The organism is Vicinamibacterales bacterium, assembly GCA_036496585.1.
Taxonomy (GTDB): domain Bacteria; phylum Acidobacteriota; class Vicinamibacteria; order Vicinamibacterales; family 2-12-FULL-66-21; genus JAICSD01.
Map to the genome: position 1 here is coordinate 13481 of DASXLB010000079.1, position 21379 is coordinate 34859.

Genomic DNA, 21379 nt, shown 5'->3' on the forward strand with positions numbered 1-21379 from the left:
GTTCGAAGCGCCGTCACGGAGGACGGGAGGATCAGGCTCCCGCCACTACCACGCGGCAGTGACGTAAGGCAGGCGCGCGGCGACGGCGCGGACCTGGTCGTAGTCATCGAGCAGCAGGCCGGTTGCGTCCCAGCCGCCGTCCATGAAGGCCTCGCGCGCCGCAGCGGGAAGCGTCAGGTCGTACGAGCGGCCGTCGGCGGTCACTTTCATCGTGTCGAGATCGACGGCGATCTCGGCCGACGGATTCTGCTCGATGAGCGCGATCAGCGCCTCGGTCGTGTCGCGCGAGGCCGTCGGACACGGCAGCCCGAGCGCCACTGAGTTGCCGAAGAAGATCTCCGAGAACGACTGGCCGATGACCGCCTTGATGCCACGCCGGTGGATCGCCTGCGGCGCGTGCTCGCGCGAGGAGCCGCAGCCGAAGTTCGATTGCACCACCATCACCCGCGCGCCGTTGTAGGCCGGATTCCCGGCGGGATGGCCGTCAATCTGCGCCCGATCGTCTTCGAACAGGTGGTCCTGCAGCCCTTCGAACGTGATGGCCTTCAGGAAGCGGGCGGGAATGATCCGGTCGGTGTCGATGTCGTCGCCGCGGAGCGGCAGGCCGGTGCCGCGGATTTCACGGATGCGCTCAACGGCCAAACGCCACCTCCGCAGGATTCAGTTCGCGGACGTCCACCACCTCGCCGGCCAACGCCGCGGCCGCGACCATCGCCGGGCTCATCAGCAGCGTACGGCCGGTCGGGCTCCCCTGCCGGCCCTTGAAGTTACGGTTCGACGACGAGGCGCAGATCTCGCGCCCTTCGAGGCGGTCCGGGTTCATCGCCAGGCACATCGAGCAGCCGGCGCCCCGCCACTCGAAGCCGGCGTCAAGGAACACGCGGTCGAGCCCTTCGCGCTCGGCCGCCGCGCGCACGGCCTGCGAGCCCGGGACGACGAGCGCCTTGACATGCCGGGCCACGTGCTGGCCCCGCACGACGCGCGCCGCTTCGCGCAGGTCCGAGAGGCGGCCGTTCGTGCAGGAGCCGACGAACGCGACATCGATCCTGGTCCCCCGCACCGCCTGGCCGGCGCGGAACCCCATGAACGCGAGAGCTTCGGGGTCGGCGTTCGACGGCAGCGGCTCGTCGATCGCGACCGACTGTCCGGGGTTGATGCCCCAGGTGACCGTCGGGCGGATCTCTTCGGCCTTGACGACGACCTCGTCGTCGTAGGACGCGTCGCGGTCGGACGCCATCGACGCCCACCACTTCGTGGCGCGCTCGAAGGCGTCACCGTGCGGCGCGAACTGACGCCCTCTCAGATAGTCGAACGTCGTCTGATCGGGGTTCACGTAGCCGACGCGCGCACCCCCTTCGATCGACATGTTGCAGATCGTCATGCGTTCGTCCATCGACATGCGCTCGATCGTGTCGCCGGCGTACTCGTAGCCGTAGCCGACGCCCCCTTTGACGCCGAGCCGCTGGATGATGGCGAGGATGACGTCCTTGGCGTAGACGCCGCGATCGAGGCGGCCGCGCACCGCGATACGCCGCACTTTCAGCGGCTCCATCGCGAGGCACTGCGAGGCCAGCACGTCGCGCACCTGCGAGGTGCCGATGCCGAACGCGACGGAGCCGAAAGCGCCGTGCGTCGAGGTGTGACTGTCGCCGCAGGCGATGGTCATGCCGGGCTGGGTCAGTCCGAGCTCCGGCCCGATGACGTGGACGATCCCCTGCTGCCCGCTGTCGAGGTGCAATAGCCGGATGCCGTGCGCGTGGCAATTGCGCTCGAGCGCCGAGAGCATGTCCTCGGCCATCACGTCGACGAACGGCCGCCGTTGATCGAGCGTCGGGACAATGTGGTCGACGGTGGCGATCGTCCGTTCAGGCATCGCCACCCGAAGCCCGCGCGCCTCGAGCATGTCGAACGCCTGCGGAGTCGTCACCTCGTGAATCAGGTGAAGACCGATGAAGAGCTGCGTCTGCCCGCTCGGCAGCTTGCGCACGGTGTGCGCCCGCCAGACCTTGTCGAGAAGAGTATCTCGCATGGAAGCCGCGATCCTAGCACGCCCCAGCCGCCGCTATACTGGGAGTGCCTCTCGCAATGGATTTCCTCGACAAGCTCAATCCCGAACAACGCCAAGCGGTGCTCCACACGGAAGGGCCGCTGCTGATCCTCGCCGGCGCGGGATCGGGAAAGACGCGGGTCATCACGTTTCGCATCACCTACCTCATCGGCAACGGCCACGCGCGGCCGGACGAGGTGCTGGCGGTGACCTTCACCAACAAGGCCGCCGGCGAGATGCGCGCGCGCGTCGAGGGACTGCTCGGCGCCGATGCCAACGGCGTCTGGCTGTCGACGTTCCATTCGCTCTGCGCGCGGTTGCTGAGGCGCGAGGCGCCGCACATCGGGCTGTCGCGCGATTTCGTCATCTACGACTCCTCCGATCAGATCGCTGTCGTCAAGCAGGCCTCCAAAGAGCTCGGCATCGACGACAAGCTGGTGCCGCCGCGAATAGCGCTGGCGCGGATCAGCCAGGCCAAGAACCGCATGGAGGGGCCCGACTCGTTGCGCGGCGCGTGGAACCTGCGCGACGAGCAAATCGCGAAGATCTACGAGAAGTACATCGCGGCCCTGCGCGAGTCGAGCGCGCTCGACTTCGACGATCTGCTGCTCAAGACCGTCGAGCTCTTCGAAACCTCCACGCCGGTCCGCGAGCGCTACGCGAACAAGTTCAAGTACGTGATGGTCGACGAGTACCAGGACACCAACCGTCCGCAGTACCTGCTGATCAAGCGACTCGCCGGGATCCATCGCAATCTCGCCGTCGTCGGTGATCCGGATCAGTCGATCTACAAGTGGCGCGGCGCCGATCTCAAGAACATCCTCGATTTCGAGACCGACTTTGGCGACGCCGCCATCGTCCGGCTCGAGCAGAATTACCGCTCGACTCAGGTGATCCTCGACGCGGCGACCGCCGTCATCCAGCAGAACCGCAACCGCAAGGACAAGCGCCTGTGGACCGACCGCAAGGGCGGCCACAAGATCGTCTACTACCGCGGCGGCGACGAGCTCGAGGAAGCCGATTTCATCGTCAAGTCGATCAAGCAGGCGCGCGCCGAAGACGCCGCCACGATGATGGCGGTGCTCTACCGCACCAACGCCCAGTCGCGCGCCATCGAGGATCAACTGATGCGGGAGTCGATCCCGTACAAGATCATCGGCGGCGTCCGCTTCTACGAGCGCAAGGAGATCAAGGACGCGCTCGCCTATCTCAAGCTGATCATCAACCCGCACGACGACGTCAGTCTTCGCCGGGTGATCAACGTCCCGTCGCGCGGCATCGGCAAAGGCGTGATGGACTCGCTGAGCGGCATCGATCTCGACAGGATTGCCGCCGACGCGCCGCCACTCCTCGCCGCCGGCCTTGCCGAGGTCAGCTCGGCGCGATCGCTCTGGGCGCGGCTCGTCCACGCGGTCGACGAGGGCCGGCTGGGCAACCGCGCGACGACTTCACTGCGCGCGTTCCGCGACATGATCGCGGGCCTGGCGCGCGACGCGCGGACCGATACCGTGTCGATCGCCATCGGCAGGATGCTCGACCGCTCCGGCTACCTGCAGGACCTTCGCGACGAGAACACCGAAGAAGCCAACGAGCGGACCGAGAACCTGATGGAGCTCGTGTCGGCGGCCCGCGACTACGAATCGCGCGACGCCGAGGCCTCGCTCGGCGGCTTCGTCGATCGGCTCTCGCTGCTGTCGGAGGTCGACGAGGAGTCGGGCACGAAGAACGCGCGCGTCTGGCTGATGTCGATGCACGCGGCGAAGGGCCTCGAGTTCCCGGTCGTGTTCATCGCCGGCATGGAGGACGGTCTCTTTCCGCACTCGCGGTCAACCGAGGACGAGGCCGAGCTCGAGGAGGAGCGGCGGCTGTTCTACGTCGGCATGACCCGCGCTGAGCGGCGCCTGTTCCTGACCGGCGCGGCGCGCCGGCGGGTGTTCGGCGAGTATCAGTCGACCGAGCCGTCGCGCTTCATCGACGAAGTGCCGTCGGAGCTGGTCGAGCGGATCACTCCAGCCTACGCGTCGCAGTACCAGTCGACCTTCGCCCACGCGCACTACGAGTTCCGCACCAACCCCTACGGCCGCGGCGGACGCCCTGGCCGCGTCAAGGAAGACTCGCCCAAATACTCATACGAAGACGAAGACCAGTCCGCTTCGGGCGTGCGCGTCGGCATGCGCGTCAAGCACGCGCAATTCGGCGTCGGCGTCGTCCTCGCGGTCGAAGAGCACACCGACGATTACAAGATCACCGTGCGGTTCAATTCGGTGGGGCAGAAAAAACTGCTGGCGCGTTTTGCCAAGCTCGAACCGGCTTGAATCAGGCGGGAAGGACGCCTTCTTCCTCGTCCCGCTCCGGCATCTTCGCCACTGAGACGACGGCGTCCCCGTCTTCCATCTCGATCAGCCGGACGCCCTGGGTCGCGCGGCCGATGGACCTGATGCCGCCGGCCTTCATGCGCAGGACCATCCCCTGCTGCGAGATGACCATCACCTCGTCGTCGTCGTGGACGTAGGCGATGCCGGCGACCTTGCCGTTCCTGTCGGAGGTCTGGATGTTGATGATGCCGACCCCGCCGCGTGACTGCAGGCGGTACTCCTCGAGCTCGGTCCGTTTGCCGTAGCCGTTCTGCGCGACCGTGAGCATCGTCCCGCCCTCGCGGACGACCTCCATCGCCACGACCTCGTCGTCGTCGCGCAGCGTGATGCCGCGGACGCCGTAGGCGGTGCGGCCCATCGAGCGGACGTCTTCCTCGTTGAAGCGGATGGCCATGCCATCACGCGAACCGATGAAGATCTGTTCCTTGCCGTCCGACAGCTCGACGGCGATGACCGCGTCGCCAGCCTCGATGCCCATCGCGATGATGCCGCTCGGGCGCGGGTTGCTGAAGGCGGAGAGATCGGTCTTCTTGACCGTGCCCTTCCGCGTCCCCATGACCACGAACTGCTGCTCGTCCTGCTCGGGGAACTCGCGCACGGCGAGCAGCGCGGCGATCTTCTCGTCCGGCGATTCGAACTGCACCAGGTTGATGATCGCCTTGCCCTTGCCGCCCGGACCGACGTCCGGCACCTCGTGGACCTTGAGCCAGTAGGCGCGGCCGAGGTCCGTGAAAATCATGATGTAGGAGTGCGTCGAGGCAACGAAGAGGTGGCTGACGTAGTCCTCTTCGCGCGTCCGCATGCCGATACGGCCCTTGCCGCCGCGGTGCTGCGCGCGATAGGTCGTGAGCGGCGTGCGCTTGATATAGCCGGTGTTGGTGACGGTGATCGCCATGTCTTCGTCGGCAATCAGGTCTTCAATCCGCAGCTCGCCGCTCTCGTCGATGATCTCGGTCCGGCGATCGTCGCCGAACTTCTCGCGCACCGCCTTCAGCTCGTTGACGACCAGCTGGATGAGCAGCTCCTCGCTCGACAGAATCCCGCGCAGCCGCTCGATCGTCTTCATCAGCTCGACCAGCTCGTCGAGAATCTTCTGACGCTCGAGGCCGGTCAGGCGCTGCAGCTGCATGTCGAGGATCGCCTGCGCCTGCAACAGCGAGAGGCTGAAGCTGGTCTGCAGTCCTTCGCGCGCCTCGGCCGGGCTCTTCGATCCACGGATCAACCGGATCACTTCGTCGAGGTGATCGAGCGCGATCTTGAGGCCCTCGAGGATGTGGGCGCGGGCCTCGGCGCGGCGCAGTTCGAATTCGGTGCGCCGCCGCACCACTTCGCGGCGGAACTCGATGAAATGCTCGACGATCTCGAGCAGCGGCATCACCTTCGGCCGGTTGCCCGCGATCGCCAGCATGATGATGCCGAACGTCGTCTGCAGCTGCGTGTGCTTGTAGAGATTGTTGAGCACGACCTCCGGCACTTCGCCGCGCTTCAGCTCGATAACGATGCGCATGCCGTCGCGATCGGATTCGTCGCGCAGGTCGGAGATGCCTTCGATCGTCTTTTCGCGGTAGAGCTCGGCAATGTTCTCGATCAGCCGCTTCTTGTTGACCTGATACGGAATCTCGTCGACCACCAGCGAGGTGCGATCCCCCTTCTTGGACTCTTCCGTCCTGACGCGGGCGCGGACGGTGACGGCGCCGCGGCCGGTGGTGTAGGCCTGGAAGATACCAGTCCGGCCGACGATGAATCCGCCGGTCGGGAAATCGGGGCCGGGCACGGCGCGCAGCACCGCCTTCAGGCGCTCCTGCTTCGGCTGGGCGCGCTGCTCGATGACGGCGAGGACGCCGTCGATCACCTCGCGCATGTTGTGCGGCGGAATGTTCGTCGCCATGCCGACGGCGATGCCCGCCGAGCCGTTGACCAGCAGGTTCGGGAACGTCGTCGGGAGAACGGTCGGTTCTTCGGTCGTCTCGTCGTAGTTGGGGACGAAGTCGACGGTCTCCTTGTCGAGATCCGTCATCATCGCTTCGGCGAGCGACTCGGGGCGCGCCTCGGTGTAGCGCATCGCCGCCGGCGGATCGCCGTCGATCGACCCGAAGTTCCCCTGGCCGTCGACCAGGGGATAGCGCATGTTGAATTCCTGCGCGAGCCGGACGAGCGTGTCGTAGATCGAGGCGTCGCCGTGGGGATGGAAGTTGCCCATCACCTCGCCGACGATCTTGGCGCACTTGCGGTAGGCACGGTTGCTCGCCAGGCCCATCGTCCGCATGCCGTAGAGCACGCGGCGATGCGCCGGCTTCAACCCGTCACGCGCGTCGGGCAGCGCTCGGCCGATGATTACGCTCATCGCGTAATCCATGTACGAGCGCTTCATCTCGTCCTCGATGTTGACCGGGACTTTCGAAGCTGCGATGTCTGTCATGATCTAGATGTCGAGGTTCTTGACGTCGAGGGCGTTGTCCTCGATGAACTTACGCCGCGGCTCCACCTGGTCGCCCATCAGCGTCGTGAACATCAAGTCGGCCTGCGGATGATCTTCCGCCCGCACCTGCAACAGCGTGCGCTTGGTCGGGTCCATCGTCGTTTCCCACAGCGTGTCCGGATTCATCTCGCCGAGGCCCTTGTAGCGGTTGATGGCGATCCCCTTCTTGCCGGCGGCGATGAAGAACTCGACGAGTTCGTCGATCGTCTCGATCCGCACGTCGGCCTCCTTCTTCGCCGCCGCCTTCGCCGGCTCGCCGCTCGCAACGTCGCCGGCCGCCGTCGCCGGCCCGGCCTCGGCCGCCGCCTCGTCGCCGTCGCTGAGCCCGGCGCCCTTGACGACCATCGGGCCCTTGACGTCTTTCACGTCCTGGTAGCTGCTCGCCAGCGTGCGGAACTCGCCTGACGTGACGAAGGCCAGATCGAGGCGGTGATACTTCGGGTAGCCGCCGCTGCGATCCTCGATGACGATGCCGTGCGCCTGATGCTCTTCGTCCGGCTGCACACTGGCCGACCGCGTCCGGGAATTGAGCGTATCGGCGAGCGCCTGTACCTTCTCGCGATCGGTGAAGAACGTCTTGTCGCCGCGGACGCCGCGATCGAGCAGGGCGATGATCACGTCGCGGGTCGGACCGCGCCGCTCGACGATCTGCAGCAGCTTGCGGAAGTGGGTCAGCTTTTCGAGCTTCTTTTCGAGCTCGAGTCCGGCCAGTTCCGACCCGTCTGGCAGCACCACCGCGCGCGACTCGACGGCGCGGCGGGTCAGCCACTGCTCGAGCTCGCGTTCGTCGCGGATGAACGTCTCGCTGCGGCCCCGCTTGGCGCGGAAGAGCGGCGGCTGCGCGATGTAGACGTAGCCGGAGTCGACCAGCGCGCGCATCTGCCGGTAAAAGAACGTCAGCAGCAGCGTCCGGATATGCGACCCGTCGACGTCGGCGTCGGTCATGATGATGATCCGGTGATAGCGGAGCTTCGCCGGATCGAAGTCCTCGGGCCCGATGCCAGTCCCGAGCGCCGCGATCATCGTCTTGATCTCGTCGCTGCCGAGCATCTTGTCGAACCGCGCCTTCTCGACGTTGAGGATCTTGCCCTTGATCGGCAGGATGGCCTGGAAGCGCCGGTCGCGCCCCTGCTTGGCCGAGCCGCCGGCCGACTCCCCTTCGACGATGTAGATCTCGCTCTGCGCCGGGTCGCGTTCCTGGCAGTCGGCCAGCTTGCCCGGCAGCGCGCTGCTGTCGAGCGCCCCCTTGCGGCGCACCAGATCGCGCGCCTTGCGCGCCGCCTCGCGCGCCCGTGCGGCGTCGACCGCCTTCAGGATGACCCGTTTGGCGACGCTGGGATTCTCTTCGAGAAAGGCGCCGAGTTTGTCGTTGACGATGGTCTCGACGATCCCTTTGACTTCGGTGTTGCCGAGCTTGGTCTTGGTCTGCCCCTCGAACTGCGGCCGCGGGATCTTGACGCTGATGACGGCCGTCAATCCTTCACGGATGTCGTCGCCGCTGATCGTCGCGTCCTTCAGGTCCTTCGTCAGGTTGTTCTTCGCGGCGTAGGAGTTGACGCTGCGGGTCAGGGCGGCGCGGAAGCCGGAGAGGTGCGTGCCGCCTTCGTGCGTGTTGATGTTGTTGGCGAACGAATAGAGCGTCTCGGCGTAGCTGTCGTTCCACTGCAGCGCGATCTCGGTATCGATGCCGTCCTTCTCCCCGCGCATGTAGATCGGCTTGTCGTTGACCGCCACCCGGCTCTGGTTCAGATACTGGACGAAGGAGACAATCCCCCCTTCGTAGAAAAACGTGTGCCCCTTGCCGCTGTCGCGCTCATCGTCGATGGTGATGGTGACGCCGGCGTTGAGAAAGGCGAGCTCGCGCAGCCGCTGCGCCAGCGTGTCGAAGCTGAACTCGGTCGTTTCGAAGATCTGCGAGTCGGGCTTGAAGGTGACCTTGGTGCCGCGCTTCTTGGTCGTGCCGGTCGCCTCGAGGTCCCCGGCCGGTGTGCCGCGCTCGTACGACTGCTGGTAGACCTGCCCCTTGCGCCAGATCTCGAGATCGAGCACTTCCGAGAGCGCATTGACCACCGATACGCCGACGCCATGCAGGCCGCCCGAGACCTTGTAGCTGTCGTTGTCGAACTTGCCGCCGGCATGCAGCACCGTCAACACGACTTCCGCCGCCGACTTGCCGCTCTCGTGCCGATCGACCGGGATGCCGCGGCCGTTGTCGACGACCGTCACCGAGTTGTCGATGTGGATCGTGACGTTGACCTGGTCGCAGTGGCCCGCGAGCGCCTCGTCGATGGAGTTGTCGACAATCTCGTAGACGAGATGGTGCAGACCCGGCGCGCCGGTCGAGCCGATGTACATAGCCGGGCGCTTACGGACGGCTTCCAGGCCCTCGAGGACCTTGATTTTGTCCGCGCCGTAGTCGTCGCTCGCCGCTCCGGTGCCATTGCCGGAGACGGCCGCAGCGGTATCGTCCGCGGCCCGGCGTGTCGTGTCGGCGTCCCGGCCGCCTTGGTGCGGTTGGTTGAGGTCGGACATCAGGTATTGGTGGATCGGATGATTTCTTGATCGGGGTGATCGGGTCTCTGTCGATCGGGCGATCTGCGTCGCCAGATCACCCGGTCACCCGATCGGGATCACACCGGATCCTCAGATTCGCATCGGCATGATGACGTAGGTGTAGTCGTAGCCCTCGGCGCCGGCCGGCCTCAGCACGGCCTGGCTCATCTCGTCCTTGAAGTCGAGCGAGACGACGTCGGTCTCGGCCACGCCGAGGAAGTCGAGCACGTACTGCGCGTTGAAGCAGATGGTGACCGGCGCCCCGGCGTAGTCGACCATCAGCGCTTCCTTGGCCTCGCCGAACTCCGGGCTGCTCGAGGCGATTTCGACCTTCCCCTTGTCGATCTGGAACTTGACGGCGCGCGAGCGCTCGTTCGAGAGCAGCGCGACCCGCTTCACCGCGCTCGTCAGGCGGTCGCGATCGAACTCGACGCGCTTGTCGTTGTTCTTCGGGATGACCCGTTCGAACGCGGGAAACTGGCCGTCGATCATCCGCGAGATGAGCAGGCGCTCGCCGACGCCGAAGAAAAGATGGTTCTCGCCGCGCTCGTAGCGAATGTCGCCGTCGCCACCCTCGGCCAGCAAACGTCCGAGCTCGAGCAGCGTCTTGCGCGGCAGGATGACGCGATTCTCGTCGGACTCCGGCGAGCTCTTCGTCGCCTTGCCCTTTTCCTTTGAGACGCTGATGTGGGCGAGGCGGTGCCCGTCGGTCGACACGAGGCTCAGCGCATCCGCACCGAGGATGAACAGCGCGCCGTTGAGGAAATAGCGCGTGTCTTCGCCGGTGATGGCAAACTGCGTTTTCTCGATCATCCGCCGGAGCGATTCCCGCGGCAGCGTCGCGCTCACCGCGCCGGACGCCTCGGGCAGCGTCGGAAAATCCTCGCGCGGCAGCGTCTGCATCCGCGAGTCGAAGCGATCGGCGGCGACTTTCACGCCGCCCTTGTCTTCCTCGATGCGCACGTCGGTCTCGGGAAGCGCTTTGACGATTTCGTAGAGCTTCTTCGCCGGCAGCGTCAGCGAGCCCCCCTTCGCGACCGTCGCGCTGCACCGGCTGCGCAACCCCACTTCGAGATCGGTCGCCAGCATCTTCACTTCCTCGCCGTTGGCTTCGAGCAGCACGTTGGCGAGGATCGGAATCGTGTTCTTGCGCTCGACGATCCCCTGGAAGAGTTGCAGTTCGCGCAGCAGATCGGTCTTGCGGACGACCAATTCCATGGTTGTTGATCTCAAGAAACAGGGGAGAGAAATAGTAACAAAAAAGTATAACAGATAAGAGGTGCTGTTGGAAACCGTTTTAACGACGTTTAATCCTTGCAGATCTGCAACTTAGGTTGTGGAACGATCGTTGAGGCGGCGGTGGGTTTTTCCGCCAGGATCTGTGGGCAAAATCGACCTCAGGTTGGCCCGTCTTTCCGTCCACAGCCCGTGACCGGCACGGGGTGTGGAAAACCCGCGGGGGCGTCGGGATCGTCTTCGCAAACCTACCTGAACGAATCCAGCAGCGTGTTGATAACTGTGTTGAAATCCCCGTCTTTCTGCCGAAGCACGTCGACCTTCTTGATTGAGTGGATCACGGTCGAGTGGTGCTTTCCGCCAAAGCTCTTGCCGATCTCGGGCAGCGACGCGTTCGTCAGGTTCTTGCACAGATACATCGCGACCTGGCGCGGCATCGCGACCGACTTCGAGTTGTTTTTCGACTTCAGCTCGGACACCTTCAGCGAGTAGTGGTCGGCGACCGCCTTCTGGACGCTTTCGATCGTGACGGCGCGTTCGTCGTTCTGCAGCACGTTTCGCAGGACGTCCTGCGCGAGCGCCAGCGTGATCTCGGTGCGGGTGAGCGAGGCATACGCAATGAGCCGGATCAGCGACCCTTCGAGCTCGCGGATGTTCGACTTGATCTTGCCGGCGATGTAGATCGCGACGTTGTTGGGGAGCGTGATCCCCTCGGTCTCCGCTTTGCGCTTGAGAATCGCCGACTTCGTCTCGAGGTCCGGCGACTGGATGTCGGCGATCAGCCCCCACTCGAAACGCGAGCGCAGCCGCTCTTCCAGCTGCGGAATCTCATGGGGAGGACAGTCCGAGCTGATGACGATCTGCTTCTGCGAGTCGTAGAGCGCGTTGAAGGTATGGAAGAACTCGGTCTGCGTCCCCTCCTTCCCCGCCAGGAACTGCACGTCGTCGACGAGCAGCACGTCCACGCTGCGGTAGCGTTCGCGAAAGTCGAGGATCCGGTCGTAGCGCACCGCGTTGATCATCTCGTTCATGAAGCGCTCCGACGAGATGTAGGTGAGCTTGAGAGTGGTCAGGTGCGTCGCGACGTAGTGCCCGATCGCGTGCATCAGGTGAGTCTTGCCGAGACCCACGCCGCCGTAGATGAACAGCGGGTTGTAGGAGCGCGACGGCGCTTCAGCGACCGCGCGGCACGCCGCATGCGCGAACTGATTCGACGGTCCAACGATAAACGTGTCGAAGGAGTAACGCGGACTCAGCAGGCCGGATTCAGGCTCGGAGACCGGTTCCTCCGGCTCGGTTCGCGGGATCGAAACCGCGGGCGGTTCCGGTGCGCCCACGGGCGTATCCTCAGTGACGAACGATACGGGAACCCCCGACCGCTCCACTTCGGCGAGCGCTTCCTCGATCACGGCGGCGTAGTGCTTGGTGAGCCAGTCGCGGAACAGCGCGTTCGGGACCCGTACGCGGATCGTGCCCTGCCGATCACTGACGAACGTCGTTGGCTTGAACCAGGTATAGAAACTGTGCCGGTTGACTTTGGTTTCGACGCGGGCCAGCACCTGGTCCCAGATGTTGTTGCCACTCATAGGTTTCTGGGGACCTTTCGCCTCAAATGCCTGGCTGCCTCCCGGGGAACCGCGCGCTCCAACTCGCCTTTACAGGCTGTTTACGGGCGGTTTACGACTTTCGCCCCCGCGCTTTTCCACATTTTTTTCCACAGCTGTGGAAAACTTCGGGGGGAGCCCCTACGGTTCGCCGCTGGGACATGGACTCTATACCAGAGAGAACGGGCCCTCGCAATTGACACCCCGGAGGGCGGTTCGCTAGTATCTATCGTTTCTCTGTTTCACCAGAATCGTCGCAGAGGTTTCAGACGCTATGAAGGGCAAACGTACTTTCCAGCCGAACCGCCGGCGCCGCAAGAGGACGCACGGCTTCCTGGTTCGCATGTCGACGAAGAATGGGCGCCACGTGCTGAAGCGCCGCCGCGCCAAGGGCCGCAAGCGGCTCGCCGTCACGCACTCCCGCTAGTGTCACCCCAGACCCTGCCCGCGTCCCGGCGGCTGCGCCGCCGGACGGAGTTCCAGCGCGTGTTCGACGCGGGGCGAAGGGTTCACGGACGCTATCTGACTGTCCTCTCGGCCGCCGCGCCAGGCACGTCATCGCGTCTGGGTATCGTCGCCAGCCGCCGCATCGGCGGGGCTGTTGTTAGAAATCGAGCCAAGAGATTGATTCGAGAGGCGTTCCGGGTTTCGGCGCACCCATCTGCCGCCGTGGATCTGGTCGTCATCGCCAAGAGCGGCGCCCACGAGCTGGCTGCCGCCGAGCTGCAGCGAGATTATCTGTTGGCACTTCGGCGGCTTGGGTTGTCAATTTTATGACAGCTAAATTGCTCGTCGTCGCAATTCGCCTCTACCGGTTGCTGCTGTCGCCAGTGCTCGGCGGCCACTGCCGGTTCGAGCCGTCGTGCTCAGCCTATGCCCTGGAGGCGATCGAGCGCCACGGGCCCTGGCGAGGCGCCTGGCTCGCCGCACGCCGCTTGTCGAAGTGCCGCCCGTTCGGCGGATCGGGCTTCGACCCGGTCCCCGATGCCACACCCCGTATACCCCCCGCGCATCTTGCGCCCCGAACCTGATGGAACGCCGCGTTCTCCTCGCCGTCATTCTGTCGTTCGTCGTCCTCTACGCCTTCCAGGCGTGGTTTCCGTCTGCCCCGCCGGCGGCTGCTCAGCAGAAGCCTCCAGAAGCGAGCAAACTCGCCACGGCACCGAAGGCCTCGGCCCCAGCCGCCGCGAACCCCGCCCCGTCGGTACACGGAGAAGCGGAAGCCGCCAAGACTGCTCCGGAGGCTCCGGCACACGAGGTCACGATCGACAACGCCGAGGTGCACGGCGTGTTCACGTCGCGAGGCGGCGTGCTCACGAGCTGGCAACTGAAGCGCTATCGCGACGCGGATCAGCGCCCCTTCGAACTCGTAGCTGGACACGCGCCTGCCGACTCGCCACTCCCTTTCACGCTCGCGAGCGACGACCCGGCCGTATCGGCGGAGCTCGCGACCGCGCCCTTCACGGTCGGCGAATCGTCGGCGAACGGCACGTGGAAAGCGACGTTCGACTACAAAGACGCATCGGGTCTCGCGGCTGAAAAGACGTTTGCCATTGCCGCGAGCCAGCCGTACGTCATCGACGTCACGGCCTCGCTGACTCGCAACGGGCAGCCGCTGCCGGTCACGCTCCGCTGGGGTCCGGCACTCGGCAGCGGCATCGTCGCCAAGTCTCGCTATAACCCGCCACCGCAACCGCTTTTCTACAAAGACGGCAAGGTGACGCGGGTCGCGGCGAACAAGGTCTCGCAACAGCCGTTGCAGGAAGGGATATTCGGGTTCGGCGGCGTCGACGACCACTACTTCCTCGCGGTCGTCGTGAAGCCCGACGCCGCGCTGCGGCTGCAGTACACCGCCGTCGACGTCGATCTGAAGGACGTGCCGGAGGGCGCCCACTACATCGACTGGTCCGCGCGCTTCCCGGCGGCGGCGCACGCGCGCTATTTCGCCGGACCGAAAGACTTCGACGTACTCGCGACGGTCGATCGCGATCTCGTCCGTTCGATCGACTTCGGGATCTTCGCCTGGCTGGTCGTCCCGCTCCTGCGCGCGCTCAAGTGGATCAACGGCTACGTCGGCAATTACGGCTGGTCGTTAATTCTCCTGACGATTCTCATCAACCTGGTGATGTTCCCGCTCCGGCAGAAGAGCTACGTGTCGATGCGGAAGATGCAGGCGCTGCAGCCGGAGCTCAAGGCCGTTCAGGATCGCTACAAGAACCTGAAGATGAGCGATCCGGCGCGCGCCAAACAGAACCAGGAGATCATGGAGCTCTACAAGTCGCGCGGCGTGAACCCCGCCAGCGGCTGCGTACCGATGATCCTGACGCTGCCTGTCCTCTACGCGTTCTACTCTCTGCTGTCGGTGGCGATCGAGCTGCGCGGCGCCCCCTTCATCCTGCAGATTCACGATCTGTCGGCGCACGATCCCTACTACGTCTGGCCGGTCCTGATGGGCATCACGATGTTCATCCAGCAGAAGATGACGCCCGCCACCGGCGACCCGGCGCAGCAGAAGATGATGCTGTTCTTCATGCCGATCATGATGGGGACGTTGTTCGTGCGCGCGGCCAGCGGCCTGGTGATCTACTGGACGATCAGCAATCTGTGGGGCATCTTCCAGCAGATGCTCACCAATCGCATGCTGGGACCAGCACCGGTGAAGACGCTGCGCCCGCCGGCCGAGCGCCAGATGAAGAGCGCGAAACCAGTCGGCGGCGGCAAGACCGACCAGGCGAAGGAGCGAAAGCCATGAGCAGCGTCCAGGAAAGAGCCGGGTCTCTCGTGCGTGGCGTGCTCGCCGCCATGGATCTGCCGTCGCTGAACGTCACCATCGTCGACGCTCCCGACGCGGTTCGCGTCGAGATCGACGGCGCCGGCGGCGAGGTCCTGCTGAAGCGCAAGGGCGAGGCGCTCGACGCGTTGCAGCAGATCGTCAATACGGGATTCCGGCGGGAACTCACCGACGATCGCAGCTTCGTCGTCGACTGCATGGGATATCGGAAGGGCAAGGACGAAGAGCTGCGGCAGATGACGCGATTCACGATGGAACGCGTTCGCGCCTCGGGGCCGCAGGAGATGGGTCCGCTCAACCCGTATGCCCGGCGCATCGTGCATCTCACCGTGGCCGAGGATCCCGCGATGAGCTCGGAGAGCGTCGGCGACGCGTTCCTGAAGACAGTCATCATCTCGAAAAAGTAAGCGCCGACGACTGAGATCGGAGCGTCCGAGCCTCGGAGTCCGATTCACGGATCTTTGATTCCGACCCATGTTCTCGACCGAGGACACGATCGTCGCTATCGCGACTCCCCCAGGCCGGGGCGGCATCGGCATCGTCCGGCTCAGCGGGCCGTGCGCCAGCGCGGTCGCGAAGGCTCTCGGATGCGCCGAAGCCCTCGAGCCGCGCCGCGCGACGCTGAGTACGATCGTGATGGCCGGCGGCGTCGCGATCGATGAAGCGGTGGTGACGTCGTTCCCCGCGCCGCACTCCTACACGGGCGATGACGTCGTCGAAATCGCCGCGCATGGCAGCCCGGTTGTCCTGCGGCAGATCGTGGAGGCGGCGATCGCCGCCGGGGCGCGACTGGCGAATCCCGGCGAATTCACGCTACGCGCGTATCTCCACGGCCGCATCGATCTCGTGCAGGCGGAAGCGGTCGCCGAACTGATCGACGCGGTGACGCCGCTGCAGGCGCGCGTGGCGTTCGACCAACTGGAGGGGACGCTCACCTCGAAGCTGCGTGAGATCGATGCGGCGCTGCTCGATCTCATCGCGAAGCTCGAAGCCTCGCTCGACTTTCCTGACGAGGGCTATCACTTCGTCGGTCGCCATGAGACGGGCGAGGCGCTCGACAGCGTGCTCCGTTCGGTCGAGCGCACGCTCGCCGACGCCGCCCGCGGCCGGATCATCCGCGAGGGCCTGACCGCCGCGGTCGTGGGACGACCGAACGCGGGGAAATCGAGTCTCTTCAACCGACTCGCCGGCGCGGCGCGGGCGATCGTTACCGACGTGCCCGGGACGACGCGCGACCTGCTGACGGAGCGGATCGACTTGAGCGGGATACCGTTCACGTTGATCGACACCGCAGGATTACGGCTCGAGCCTTCGAACGCGATCGAGGAGGAGGGAATCGCACGCGCCCGCCAGGCCGGCGCCGCCGCCGACATCGTGGTGGTCGTGATAGACCGGTCGCGGCCGCTCGATGACGAGGATCGTGCCCTTGCGGCGGAGCACCAGGGCCGTCGCCTGCTCGTGGCGAGTAAAGCGGATCTGCCTGCCGCCTGGGAGGCAGAGACGCTCGGCGCGCTCGAGGTGTCGTCGATCACCGACGAGGGGATCGGCGAGTTGCGTCGCGCGCTCATCGAACATGCGGGGGGCGCCGCAGCGCTCCGCGATCGGCCCGCGCTCGCCAACGCGCGTCAGGCGGCGCTGCTGGAACACGCACGCGGCGCGCTCGAGCGAGCGCGCGCGTCGGTGCAGGCGGGGATCTCCGAAGAGTTCGTGCTGGCCGATCTGCACGAGGCGCGCGGGCGGTTCGACGAGATCTCCGGCGCCCGGCCCCAGGATGAAGTGCTGCGTACGATCTTCGAGCGGTTCTGTATAGGAAAATAGGTGGGTCATCGGGTGATCGGGTGATCGGAATGATCCACGGATGAGCTGACCGCTATGCGGAAACACGAAATCATCGTGATTGGCGCCGGGCACGCCGGTGTCGAAGCGGCGTGGGCGGCCGCGCGTCTCGGGAGGGATGTCGCCATCTGCACGCTGTCGAAAGACACGGTCGCGCACATGCCGTGCAACCCGGCGATCGGCGGCACGGCGAAGGGTCATCTGGTTCGAGAGATCGACGCGCTCGGCGGGCTGATGGGGCTGGCGATCGATGCGACGGCGATCCAGTTCAAACTGCTCAACCGCAGCCGCGGCCCCGCGGTGTGGTCTCCCCGCGCCCAGGCGGACAAGCGGCGCTACGGTCAGTGGGTGCGTCAGGCGCTCGAAGAACAGCCGCACATTTCCTGGATCATCGGAAAGGCGGCGCGGATCCTCTCGCACGACGGCCGGGTGTGCGGCATCGCGATGGCGGACGGCGACCTGTACGGCTGCGATGCCCTCGTCGTGACGACGGGTACGTTTCTGAACGGTCTGATTCACGTCGGCCGCGATCAACGGCCGGCGGGCCGCGCGGGTGAGCCGCCCTCGACGGATCTGGCCGAATCGCTGAAATCGTTCGGGTTTTCGTGGGGACGGCTGAAAACGGGCACGCCTCCTCGCCTCCATCGCGACAGCATCGATTTCACGCGATTCACGGAGGATTGCGGGGACGATCCGCCAGTCCCGTTTTCGTTCCAGACGTTTAAGGTCAATCGACCGCAAACTAGCTGTCACATTGTACATACCACTGAGCGCGTCCATTCTTTGGTCCGCCAGCACATCGGTGAATCGCCACTGTTCAATGGCCAGATAGCCGGCATCGGGCCGCGATACTGCCCTTCTCTGGAAGACAAGGTGATGCGGTTCCCGCATCGGGACCGCCATCAGATATTTCTTGAGCCTGAAGGCCTCGACGTCGACGAAATTTACGTCAACGGCTATTCGATGAGCCTGCCAGCGGACCTCCAGTTGCAAATCGTCCACGCGCTCCCAGGACTGGAGGATGCAACGATGATCCGGCCTGGTTATGCGGTTGAGTACGACTTCATCCAGCCGACGGAGCTCGATCGGTCTCTGGAGGCGAGGCGACTTGGCGGACTGTTCCTTGCGGGTCAGATCAATGGCACCTCCGGCTACGAGGAAGCCGCGGCGCAAGGCCAGATGGCGGGTATCAACGCCGCCCGCCACGCGCGGGGGGAAGCGCCAGTCGTTCTCGGCAGAGACGAGGCGTACATCGGGGTCCTGGTCGACGATCTGGTCACGCGCGGTTGCCTCGAGCCGTACCGCATGTTCACGTCGCGCGCGGAACATCGTCTGTTGCTACGAATCGACAATGCCGATCTTCGCCTGACCCCTGTGGGCAGACGCGCCGGCCTGGTAGACGACGACCGGTGGGCGACGTTCGAGGGGCGTCGCGATCGTCTCGAGCGCAACCGGCAGACGATTGAGACGACTACGGTCACTCTCGGAGGAGGTCGCCTGCCGGCCGCGCGAGCTCTCCGCCAACCAACCGTCGATATCCGGGCGCTCATCTCCGGAGGGCAGCTTCCACTCGACGTGCGGGATCCGATCGTCGATCTTGGCAGCCTCGAGACGATGTATCGATTCGAAGGGTATCTGCGCCGCCAGGAGGAGTCCGTGGCCCGGCTGAAGCGTCAGGAGACCCGCGAAATCCCCTCAGACTTCAGGTTTGAGGGGATACCAGGGCTATCTCGCGAAGCAGTCGAGCGGTTGGCGACGGTCAGGCCGGAGACAATCGGCCAGGCCCTCAGGATTCCTGGGATGACACCAGCCGCGGTCGCCTTGATCGCGTCGCACATCGCGGGCGCGCTCCGGTCGTGAGTCTCCGCGACATCTCGGACGTTCTGACCGATCGCGCCAGCCACGCGCGGTTGCTCCTTCCGGAGCCACTCCTCACCCAGCTCGTCGCTTACTACCAGGTCCTCAGCCACTGGAACAAGAAGATCAATTTGACGTCGCTATCGGATCCTGACGAAGCAGTCGATCGGCTGTTACTCGAGCCGGTCGCGGCGGCTGCGGAACTTCCCCATGGGGAGCCGCTGATCGACCTTGGTTCAGGCGGCGGGTCTCCCGCGATCCCTTTGGCGCTTGCTAGCAATGCGTCCCGCCTCGTCATGGTGGAGTCACGAGAAAGGAAGGCAGCCTTTCTGCGAGAGGTCATTCGCGAGCTCGGATTGACGGCTGCCGTCGAGACCAGACGATTTGAAGAGCTTTCAGGACAACCCAGTTTTGCCCGCAGCTTCGTCGTGGTCTCCGTCCGGGCTGTTCGTCTCGAACACTCGATGTTTTCGTACATCTCAGCATTCTTGCGGCCGAATGGTACCGTCGCATTGTTCAGATCCGTGGGCGCTCAGGATCCGCCAGATGGACTACCCGATGAGTTACGCTGGATTTCCACCCGCCAACTCATCCAGGCGACACATAGTGTCCTGACTCGCTTGCAGCGTTCCACGTGAAACAATCCGAGGTATCATCCACCGCATGTTTCACGTGGAACAATGCATAGATTAGGTTGAACAACCAAATGGCGCGCATCCTCTCCGTCGCCAACCAGAAGGGCGGCGTCGGGAAAACCACCACCACCATCAACCTGGCCACCGCCCTCGCCATCGCCGAGCAGCGCATTCTCGTCGTCGACATGGACCCCCAGGCCAATCTGACCAGCGGCCTGGGACTCAAGGGACAGGCGGGCTCCGCCGGCACCATCTACCAGGCGCTCACCGCCGCCGGCCCGCTCGATGATCCGGCACCATTCCTCCTCGAAACGCGCGTCAAGAATCTCTGGCTCATCCCGGCGGATCGCAATCTCACCGGGGCCGAAGTCGAGCTCGTCACGCTGCCAGACCGTGAGCGCCGCCTGCGCGACCTCCTCGATCGGCTCCGCGACCGCTTCGACTTCATCCTCATCGACACGCCTCCGTCGCTGGGGCTACTCACGCTCAACACGCTCGTCGCCGCCGACGCTGTCCTCATTCCCTTGAACTGCGAATACTTCGCGCTCGAGGGTCTCGCCGATCTCATCGCCACGCTGCGCCGCGTCCGCAGTGCGTTCAACCCCTCGCTCGACATCGCCGGGGTGCTGATGACGATGTACGACGAGCGCACCAACCTCGGCCAACAGGTCTCGCACGACATCCGCGAGTTCTTCCAGGATCGCGTCTACACGACCGTGATCCCCCGCAACGTCCGACTCGGCGAAGCGCCCAGCCACGGGCTGCCCGCGATCCTCTACGACGTCAAATCACGCGGCTCCGAGGCGTATCTCGCGCTGGCGCGCGAAGTGCTCGCGCGCGAATCCGCCGCCGCCCCCCAGACGGAGCACCATCATGGCTGACAAACGCCCCGCACTCGGCCGCGGCCTGAGCGCTCTCATCCCCGACCTGCCGCCGGCGGCACCCGCCGCCGGAGAGCGCGCGCTCGACGTCGATCTCGATCAACTGCGCCCCAACCGGTTCCAGCCGCGCACGCAGATGGACGACGAGCGCATCGACGAGCTGTCGCGCTCGATCCGCAGCAACGGCATCATCCAGCCGATCGTCGTCCGACGCGTCGCCGGCGAGGCCGAGCGCTACGAAATCATCGCCGGCGAGCGGCGCTGGCGCGCCGCGCAGCGCGCCGGCCTGATGAAGGTGCCCGTGGTCGTCCGTGACATTCCGGAGAACCGCCTGCTCGCCGTTGCGCTCATCGAAAACATCCAGCGCGAGAACCTGAATCCGATTGAAGAGGCGGTCGCCTACCGCCGTCTTGCGGACGATTACCAGTTGACCCAGGAGCAGATCGCCGACGCGGTCGGCAAGGACCGCTCCTCGATCGCGAACTACGTGCGCCTGCTGCGATTGCCGCAGGAGGTCCGCAACAACCTCGCGTCGAACGCGCTCTCGATGGGCCATGCCCGAGCCCTGCTGGCGCTCCCGGACGAAGCCGCCCAGCTCCGCCTGGGCCGCGACATCGTGGCGCGGAACCTCTCGGTCCGCGACGTCGAAGCCCTGGTCAAGAAGGACACGAAGGAAGCGAAGGACGCGACAGACGCGAAGGAGCGAGCCGATCCCAACACGCGGGCGGCGGAAGACAAGCTCCGTCTCGCCCTCGGTACGCGCGTGCGGATCAACCGCCGCGGCAAGGGCGGCCGGATCGAGATCGATTTCGTGAGCGAAGACGAACTGCAGCGGATCTACGAACGCTTGATCGAGGAATGATTCGATCGCGTGGTGGCAGATCGCAGTGAAGCCGGAGTCAGTGCCGCAGAGGGATAGAGGACAAAAGCTTCTCCGGAACCGAGGCCGCGAGCGAGGCGAGGCGAGCCGCCGCGAGCCGGCGGAAGGTGAGAAGCGAGCGAGCGAAGCGAGGCGAGGCGAGGCGAGCCGCCGCGAGCCGGCGGAAGGTGAGAAGCGAGCGAGCGAAGCGAGGCGAGGCGAGCCG

The 21379-nt window shown here is 65.2% G+C and carries 18 protein-coding genes; 11 read left to right on the forward strand and 7 right to left on the reverse strand.

The window, feature by feature from the left end; genetic code table 11:
- Positions 1-45 precede the first annotated feature (45 nt).
- Together leuD and leuC are read right to left on the reverse strand one after the other, a co-directional pair.
- Positions 46-642, reverse strand: a complete 597-nt coding sequence (leuD, locus tag VGI12_22195) for a 3-isopropylmalate dehydratase small subunit (protein ID HEY2435396.1) — start codon at positions 640-642, stop codon at positions 46-48.
- Positions 632-2029, reverse strand: a complete 1398-nt coding sequence (gene leuC / locus VGI12_22200; protein HEY2435397.1) for a 3-isopropylmalate dehydratase large subunit — start codon at positions 2027-2029, stop codon at positions 632-634. The genes leuD and leuC overlap by 11 nt, the downstream gene beginning before the upstream one ends.
- Positions 2030-2073: 44 nt before the next feature.
- Between leuC and VGI12_22205 the strand changes: the two genes are divergently transcribed.
- Complete coding sequence (locus VGI12_22205; GenBank protein HEY2435398.1) at positions 2074-4362, forward strand: UvrD-helicase domain-containing protein; 2289 nt, start codon at positions 2074-2076, stop codon at positions 4360-4362.
- Position 4363: 1 nt separating this feature from the next.
- Here the strand turns inward: VGI12_22205 and gyrA are convergent, their stop codons facing one another.
- The 4 genes from gyrA to dnaA form a co-directional block, all read right to left on the reverse strand.
- A complete protein-coding gene (gyrA, locus tag VGI12_22210; protein ID HEY2435399.1) occupies positions 4364-6841 on the reverse strand; it encodes a DNA gyrase subunit A in 2478 nt (825 codons plus the stop codon).
- Positions 6842-6844: 3 nt separating this feature from the next.
- Positions 6845-9433, reverse strand: coding sequence for a DNA topoisomerase (ATP-hydrolyzing) subunit B (gene gyrB, locus VGI12_22215; protein ID HEY2435400.1), 2589 nt, complete (start codon positions 9431-9433; stop codon positions 6845-6847).
- 111 nt (positions 9434-9544) lie between these two features.
- On the reverse strand, positions 9545-10672 hold the full coding sequence (dnaN, locus tag VGI12_22220) for a DNA polymerase III subunit beta (protein ID HEY2435401.1): 1128 nt from the start codon (positions 10670-10672) through the stop codon (positions 9545-9547).
- A gap of 266 nt (positions 10673-10938) precedes the next feature.
- Positions 10939-12276: a chromosomal replication initiator protein DnaA gene (dnaA, locus tag VGI12_22225; protein HEY2435402.1), complete on the reverse strand. Its 1338-nt coding sequence runs from the start codon at positions 12274-12276 to the stop codon at positions 10939-10941.
- A gap of 292 nt (positions 12277-12568) precedes the next feature.
- Between dnaA and rpmH the strand changes: the two genes are divergently transcribed.
- The 10 genes from rpmH to VGI12_22275 all read left to right on the forward strand — a co-directional run bounded on the left by rpmH (position 12569) and on the right by VGI12_22275 (position 21156).
- Entirely contained in the window at positions 12569-12721 is a 153-nt protein-coding gene (rpmH, locus tag VGI12_22230) for a 50S ribosomal protein L34 (protein HEY2435403.1), read from the forward strand.
- The gene (gene rnpA / locus VGI12_22235) at positions 12721-13071 is read left to right on the forward strand and encodes a ribonuclease P protein component (protein HEY2435404.1); all 351 of its coding nucleotides are present in this window, start codon (positions 12721-12723) and stop codon (positions 13069-13071) included. The genes rpmH and rnpA overlap by 1 nt, the downstream gene beginning before the upstream one ends.
- On the forward strand, positions 13068-13325 hold the full coding sequence (yidD, locus tag VGI12_22240) for a membrane protein insertion efficiency factor YidD (protein ID HEY2435405.1): 258 nt from the start codon (positions 13068-13070) through the stop codon (positions 13323-13325). The genes rnpA and yidD overlap by 4 nt, the downstream gene beginning before the upstream one ends.
- Positions 13325-15046: a membrane protein insertase YidC gene (gene yidC, locus VGI12_22245; GenBank protein ID HEY2435406.1), complete on the forward strand. Its 1722-nt coding sequence runs from the start codon at positions 13325-13327 to the stop codon at positions 15044-15046. The genes yidD and yidC overlap by 1 nt, the downstream gene beginning before the upstream one ends.
- Positions 15043-15492 carry a R3H domain-containing nucleic acid-binding protein gene (locus VGI12_22250; protein HEY2435407.1) on the forward strand — a complete coding sequence of 150 codons (450 nt, stop codon included), beginning with the start codon at positions 15043-15045 and terminating at the stop codon, positions 15490-15492. The genes yidC and VGI12_22250 overlap by 4 nt, the downstream gene beginning before the upstream one ends.
- A 67-nt stretch (positions 15493-15559) precedes the next feature.
- The gene (gene mnmE, locus VGI12_22255) at positions 15560-16903 is read left to right on the forward strand and encodes a tRNA uridine-5-carboxymethylaminomethyl(34) synthesis GTPase MnmE (protein HEY2435408.1); all 1344 of its coding nucleotides are present in this window, start codon (positions 15560-15562) and stop codon (positions 16901-16903) included.
- Between the two features lie 54 nt (positions 16904-16957).
- Positions 16958-18781, forward strand: a complete 1824-nt coding sequence (gene mnmG / locus VGI12_22260) for a tRNA uridine-5-carboxymethylaminomethyl(34) synthesis enzyme MnmG (GenBank protein HEY2435409.1) — start codon at positions 16958-16960, stop codon at positions 18779-18781.
- Complete coding sequence (rsmG, locus tag VGI12_22265; GenBank protein HEY2435410.1) at positions 18778-19416, forward strand: 16S rRNA (guanine(527)-N(7))-methyltransferase RsmG; 639 nt, start codon at positions 18778-18780, stop codon at positions 19414-19416. Before mnmG ends, rsmG begins: the two co-directional genes overlap by 4 nt.
- A gap of 68 nt (positions 19417-19484) precedes the next feature.
- Entirely contained in the window at positions 19485-20294 is an 810-nt protein-coding gene (locus tag VGI12_22270) for a ParA family protein (protein HEY2435411.1), read from the forward strand.
- On the forward strand, positions 20287-21156 hold the full coding sequence (locus VGI12_22275) for a ParB/RepB/Spo0J family partition protein (protein HEY2435412.1): 870 nt from the start codon (positions 20287-20289) through the stop codon (positions 21154-21156). The genes VGI12_22270 and VGI12_22275 overlap by 8 nt, the downstream gene beginning before the upstream one ends.
- Positions 21157-21193: 37 nt before the next feature.
- On the opposite strand, the gene VGI12_22280 is transcribed toward VGI12_22275, so the two are convergent.
- On the reverse strand, positions 21194-21379 hold a 186-nt coding region (locus VGI12_22280), incomplete at its 5' end, for a hypothetical protein (GenBank protein HEY2435413.1).